The 4,410-nt window shown below is 67.4% G+C and carries 5 protein-coding genes; 4 read left to right on the plus strand and 1 reads right to left on the minus strand.

What is annotated here, in order from left to right:
• Positions 1–85: 85 nt before the first annotated feature.
• Complete coding sequence (locus ACRDPS_RS22575) at positions 86–1,363, minus strand: DUF445 domain-containing protein (RefSeq protein ID WP_431503909.1); 1,278 nt, start codon at positions 1,361–1,363, stop codon at positions 86–88.
• A 123-nt stretch (positions 1,364–1,486) separates the two neighbouring features.
• Here ACRDPS_RS22575 and ACRDPS_RS22580 point away from each other — a divergent pair, with 123 nt between their 5' ends.
• The 4 genes from ACRDPS_RS22580 to ACRDPS_RS22595 all read left to right on the plus strand — a co-directional run.
• Positions 1,487–1,888, plus strand: a complete 402-nt coding sequence (locus tag ACRDPS_RS22580) for an adenylyltransferase/cytidyltransferase family protein (protein ID WP_431503910.1) — start codon at positions 1,487–1,489, stop codon at positions 1,886–1,888.
• Between the two features lie 199 nt (positions 1,889–2,087).
• Positions 2,088–2,387, plus strand: coding sequence for a hypothetical protein (locus ACRDPS_RS22585; protein WP_431503911.1), 300 nt, complete (start codon positions 2,088–2,090; stop codon positions 2,385–2,387).
• A 116-nt stretch (positions 2,388–2,503) separates the two neighbouring features.
• On the plus strand, positions 2,504–3,352 hold the full coding sequence (locus tag ACRDPS_RS22590) for a nitrilase-related carbon-nitrogen hydrolase (protein ID WP_431503912.1): 849 nt from the start codon (positions 2,504–2,506) through the stop codon (positions 3,350–3,352).
• A gap of 10 nt (positions 3,353–3,362) precedes the next feature.
• Positions 3,363–4,410: amidohydrolase family protein (locus ACRDPS_RS22595; protein ID WP_431503913.1), on the plus strand; the 1,048-nt coding region annotated here is incomplete at its 3' end.

Here is a 4,410-nt window from a genome sequence, read left to right on the forward strand (position 1 = left end):
GGGCACCGCGGTGCCCTCTCGGCCTGCAGAACTGACTTCTCGGCCTGCAGAACTGACGCTTCGGCGGGGCGGGGCGGGGCGGGGGTCAGGACACCAGGACGGAGATGGTGTGGATGAACAGACCGACGAGGCCGCCGACGATGGTGCCGTTGATGCGGATGAACTGCAGGTCACGGCCGACGAAGAGCTCGATGCGGCTGGCGGCCTGCTTGCCGTCCCAGCGCTGGATGGTGTGGGTGATGACGGTGGTGGCCTCTTTGCCGTAGCGCCGGACGACATAGACCGCGACGTCCGAGGCCAGTGCGTCGTAGCGGCGCTGGAGCGACTCCTCGAGGACGACCTTCTGGGCGTAGCGGACGACCTCGTCCAGGGCGCGGCGGCGGACGACGCCCTCGGGATCACGCAGGGACGTGGTCAGTGCGCGGCGGAGCGCGTCCCAGATGGAGATGGCGGTGTTGATGACGCCGGGGTGGTCGAGCACCCGCTCCTTGAGCCGCTCGGCGCGTTCCATGGTCGCCTCGTCGTGCTGGAGGTTGTCGGCGAGGTCGGCGAGCATGGCGTCGATCGCCTTGCGGGCGCGGTGCTCGGGGTCGTCGCGGATGTCGGCGATCCAGCTGACCAGCTCGACGTGGATGCGGTTGGTCACCGGCTCACGCAGCACCTGCGGCGTCCACCACGGCGCCCGCTCACCGAGCACCTCGGTGACGATCTCCTGGTTCTCCTCGAGCCAACCGTGCAGCTCGACCAGGGCCAGGTCGACGAGGCCGTGGTGCACCTGGTCGTCGAGCGCCGCTTGGAGGGTGCCGCCGATCAGCGGCGCGATCTGTTCCTCGCGCAGGCGTGGGACGAACCCGTCCTGGATGATCTCGACGATGTGCCGGTTGCTGATCCGGGACAGCCCGTCGGCGACAACGGTGGAGACCTCGTCGACGACCCGCTTGGCGTTGGGTTCCTCGGCGAGCCACAGCGCGAGGCGCAGTGACGGCATCGAGACACCGAGCCGCTCGCGGATGATGTCCTCCTGCAGGAAGTTGTCCTGGACGAACTCCTCCAGGCTGGCCCCGAGCTCGTCCTTCCGCTTCGGGATCAGCGCCGTGTGCGGCACCGGCAGCCCCAGCGGGTGCCGGAAGATCGCGGTCACCGCGAACCAGTCGGCCATCGCGCCGACCATGGACGCCTCGGCGCCCGCGTTCACGAACCCCCAGAACCCGTCCATCCCAAGGGTCAGCAGGTAGACGATGGCCGCCACGACCAGCAGGCCGGTGGCGACGAAGCGCATGCGGCGCAGTGCCTGGCGGCGTACGACGTCGGCCTCTGTCTCGGCCATCAGACCGCCGATGCCGGCGCCCCCAGGGGAACTCATGGGCCCAATTGTGCCGGGTCGTCCCATGCACTGCTCACCGACGCACTGGAGCGACCCTGAAGGAGATGGATTGTGGAACGCCAGTTGAACAAATGGTGTCGGTACATGGCAGCATTACCCCTCATGTCTTTCCCCCGCACCGTCTTGACCTTCGGCACGTTCGACGTCTTCCACGTCGGGCACCTGCGCATCGTCCAGCGTGCGGCCGAGTACGGCGACCGGCTGGTGGTCGGCGTCTCGGCCGATGCCCTCAACTTCAAGAAGAAGAGCCGCTACCCCGTCTTCAGCGAGGACGAGCGGACCGCGATCGTCGCGGCGCTCAAGCCGGTCGACGAGGTCTTCCTCGAGGAGAGCCTCGAGCTCAAGCGTGACTATCTTCTCAAGCACCAGGCCGACGTGCTGGTCATGGGCGACGACTGGGCCGGGCGCTTCGACGAGTTCAAGGACATCTGCGAGGTCGTCTACCTGCCGCGTACGCCGGCGATCTCCACGACCGCTCTGATCGAGAAGATCTCCAACACCTGAGTTCCGATACCTGTCGGTTACTCACGGGTTGGCCCACAGGTGGGTTACAAAGCGGCCAAGGGCATCACCGATCCCTTCCCCCGTTCGTTGGAGTGGGCGAGAGTGCCTCGGGGGAGGCACACGTCCCACGAGGAGATACATGTCGTCGCACAACGCGGACGGTGTGGGGTCGCATCTGTTCGATTCGTCGAGGAGCGCGATGTCGCTGACCACCGCCGCCAAGGTCGAGGTCCTCAGCGTCCTGGTCCGGGCCGGTCGCGAGGCCCGCGCCCCGTTGACCCCTCACGACTGCAACACCGTCGTCGAGACCAGCGCTCATCTCGCCGAGATCGCGCCGACGCTCCCCGAGAGCGCGCCCGGCGAGCGCGCCCGCGCGACCCGCTCCGCGATGGAGCTGTTCCTCTCCCTCGACTGCCCCCAGCTCGCGCCCGGTCTCCGCGAGGAGCTCGCCAAGGCCGTCGAGCACGTCGTCGTACGTCATCCGGCGAGCGCCGCCTAGCGCGACAGGGTTTCAACCACCGCATCGCCTCGAGCGCTGGTTCGTTTCAAACAAAATGCCGTCGTGGCCCCACGGGTCGCGGCGGCGTGCTTGTATGTGAGGCGGGAGGTAGTCGCATGACCATCGTCAGAGCCGCCATCAGCCAGACCACCTGGACCGGGGACAAGGCCTCCATGCTGGACAAGCACGAGGGCTTCGCGCGTGACGCCGCCGCGCAGGGCGCCCAGGTGATGTGCTTCCAGGAGCTCTTCTACGGGCCCTACTTCGGGATCACCCAGGACAAGAAGTACTACCGCTACGCCGAGCCCGCCGACGGCCCCGTAGTGCAGCGCTTCGCCAGCCTGGCCAAGGAGCTGGGCATCGTGATGGTGCTGCCGATCTACGAGGAGGCCGACACAGGGGTCTACTACAACACCGCCGTGCTCGTCGACGCCGACGGCACGGTCCTCGGCCAATACCGCAAGAACCACCTGCCGCACGTGGAGAAGTTCTGGGAGAAGTTCTACTTCCGCCCGGGAAACCTGGGCTATCCGGTCTTCGAGTCCGCGGTCGGGAAGGTGGGGATGTACATCTGCTACGACCGCCACTTCCCCGAGGGCTGGCGCGAGCTCGGCCTCAACGGCGCCCACATGGTCTTCAACCCCAACGCCACCAAGCCCGGGCTCTCCAACCGCCTCTGGGAGATCGAGCAGCCGGCCGCCGCGGTCGCCAACGGCTACTTCGTGCTCGCGCCCAACCGGGTCGGCCTGGAGGACAACGAGTACGGCCCCGAGGCGGTCAACTTCTACGGGATGTCGCAGGTGGTCGACCCTCGCGGAAACTACGTGGGCGAGCTCGGCTCGGGTGAGAAGGAGGAGCTGCTCGTACGCGACCTGGACATGGACATGGTCCAGGAGATGCGCGACGACTGGCAGTTCTACCGAGACCGGCGGCCCGACTCGTACGCCGCCATCCCCCGACCCTGAGGAGGCTCTCATGACCACACTCATCAAGGGTGGCACGGTCGTCAGCTCGACCGGGCGCACCCAGGCCGATGTGCTCATCGACGGCGAGAAGATCGTCGCGCTGTGCTCACCCGGCACCAGCCCGTTCGGCGAGGTCAACGCAGACGTCACCATCGACGCGACCGGGAAGTACGTCATCCCCGGCGGCGTCGATGCCCACACCCACATGCAGCTGCCGTTCGGCGGCACGTTCGCCAGCGACACCTTCGAGACCGGCACCCGGGCCGCGGCCTGGGGCGGCACCACGACGATCATCGACTTCGCCGTGCAGAAGTACGGCGAACGCGTACAGGACGGGTTGGCCCACTGGCACGAGCTGGCGGCCGGCAACTGCGCGATCGACTACGGGTTCCACCAGATCATCGGCGGGGTCGACGACGACGCGCTCAAGGCGATGGACTCGCTGGTGGACGAGGGGATCACCTCGTACAAGCTGTTCATGGCCTATCCGGGTGTCTTCTACTCCGACGACGCGCAGGTGCTGCGGGCGATGCAGAAGGCCACCGACCACGGGATGCTGACCATGATGCACGCCGAGAACGGTCCGGCGATCGACGTGCTCGCCGCGCAGCTGGCGGAGTCCGGGAGGACCAGCCCCTACTACCACGGCATCGCACGCGCCTGGCAGCTCGAGGAGGAGGCCACGCATCGGGCGATCATGCTCGCCGACGTGACCGGGGCTCCGCTCTACGTGGTGCACGTGAGCGCCAAGCAGGCAGTCGCGCAGCTGGCCGCGGCCCGTGACAAGGGCAGGAACGTCTACGGCGAGACCTGCCCGCAGTATCTCTACCTCTCCCTCGAGGACCAGCTCGGCGCGAGGTCGGAGGAATGGGGCGACTTCGAGGGCGCCAAATGGGTCTGCTCGACACCGCTGCGCTCCCGCGAGGAGGGCCACCAGGACGCGATGTGGCAGGCGCTGCGCACCAACGACCTGCAGATGGTCTCCACCGACCACTGCCCCTTCTGCATGAAGGAGCAGAAGGAGCTCGGCAAGGACGACTTCCGGGCCATCCCCAACG

Origin of the sequence: Nocardioides sp. (assembly GCF_050699375.1) — a bacterium.
Classification (GTDB): Bacteria; Actinomycetota; Actinomycetes; order Propionibacteriales; family Nocardioidaceae; genus Nocardioides.